1 protein-coding gene is annotated in these 1,888 nt (G+C 57.9%); it reads right to left on the reverse strand.

Annotated features, from left to right (window positions below):
* A partial coding sequence (locus ABRS97_RS27925) for a condensation domain-containing protein (RefSeq protein WP_367819441.1) occupies positions 1–1,888 on the reverse strand: 1,888 nt, incomplete at both ends.

A 1,888-nucleotide genomic window follows, 5' to 3' on the forward strand; every position in this document is an offset into this window, starting at 1 on the left:
ATTTAGCTCGCGGTAGGTCAAGGCTTCCCCGTCCGAGACCACCGCAAGAGCATCCGGCGTCCGTTCCGCCTGCTCCTCGAACAGTTCGTGGACGGTTTTCTCCCGGTTATAGTCTGCTGCCGTGCAGTTGAACTGCTCCAGTATGTGCCTGCGCTCCTCTTCTGTGGCAAGCTCCAGAGAAGACAGCGTGCGCTGCGGATCTTCGAGCAGCAGGTCGATCACCCGGAGCCATTGCCCGGCCATCCGCTCCGCCGTCTCCCGCTTGAACAGCGCCGTGGCATATTCCAGCGTGAACCGGAGACCATCCGCCGACTCTTCCGCGCTCAACGTTAAATCGAATTTTGCAGCTATGAATTCCTGGGGATAAGAGGATATCCGGACTTCCTCGATGGCAAGCTCTACTTGCCCCATATTGTTCATAATGAACATCGTGTCGAACAGCGGATTGCGGCTCACGTCCCTCGGAAGAGCAAGTTTTTCCACAAGTTCCTCGAATGGGTACTCCTGGTGCTCGTACGCTTGCAGCAGCCCGTGCTTGACTTCCTCCAAATAAGCCTCAAAAGTCTTGTCCGCCGCCGGAAATTGGCGAAGCGCCAACGTACCGACAAACATCCCGACCAGGGGCTCCAGCTCCTCCTGCAACCTACTGGCCACCGGCGTACCTACGATGATCTCACCACTGCTGGTGTATTTGCCGAGCCATGCGGTATAAGCAGCGAGCAGCACCATATACAGCGTTGTGCCCGTTTGGGAGGCCAACTGCCGGAGCGCTTCGGTCCGGGTTTGTCCGAGCACGATTCGCACCGCGGCCCCTTCGTAGCTGCGTACTGGCGGTCTGGCATAGTCAGCCGGAAGCTCCAGAACCGGAAGCTCGCCGCTGAACACTTCCAGCCAGTAAGCCTCCTGTTTCATCAACCGCTTTCTCACCGCCTCACTCTGCTGCCATACCGCATAGTCCTTATACTGGAGAGTCAGCGGCTGCAGCGTTTCGCCTTCGTACAACCTCGTAAATTCATAGGCCAGGTTGATCATGGATATCCCATCCGAAACGATATGATGAATATCGAACAGCAGCAGATGGCGCAGCGGATCCAGTTCGACGAGACCCGCCCGCATGAGCGGAGCCATCTTCAGGTTGAACGGACGGAGGAATCCCTTGACATACGCTGACGAATCCCCCTCGCTCAGTCGGACGGTTTCCACATCAAAGGCTACCTCATCCTGAATCCGCTGGATCATCTCTCCATTCTTCATCTCGAAGCCGGTCCGCAGCGTTTCATGACGGGCGACCAACCTGCGGAAGGCTTCCTGCACCCTGCTGCGGTCCAAGGGGCCATCCAGCTGAAGTACCACCGGCGTATTGTAGCTCATTTCCCCGCCTTCCAGGCTGCTGACGAGGTAGATCCGCTTCTGTGCCGAGGAAAGGGGATAATATTCCGTCTCGGGTGCCTTCGAAATCAAGGAAAGACCGTTAGGATGCTCAGCCACTCCAGCCTCCTTGGCTCGTATGAGCTTCGCCACCTCCCTGACCGTCGGTGTCTGGAACACCTCCTGCAAGGGGATTTCCACCTTAAAATGGTTACGTATACGGGCAGCCAGCCTCGTTACGCTCAGTGAATCCCCACCCCGCTCGAAGAAGGATTCATTCATCCCAATGCTTCCCTGGCCGAGAATTTCTTCCCACAAGTCGGCCAGTCTCTGCTCCGTTGCGTCGACCGGTGCTTCCGCTTCGGACGAATGGGCTGACCCTCTGACCGGCTCCGGCAGCGCCTTCCGGTCTACCTTGCCGTTCGCGTTCAGCGGCAGCTCCTCCAGGAACATATAGGCTCCCGGCACCATATAAGCCGGCAGCTCCGCCGCAAGATATTCCCGGACCGCGGCCACCGTC

Origin of the sequence: Paenibacillus tabacirhizosphaerae (assembly GCF_040812395.1) — a bacterium.
Classification (GTDB): Bacteria; Bacillota; Bacilli; order Paenibacillales; family NBRC-103111; genus Paenibacillus_E.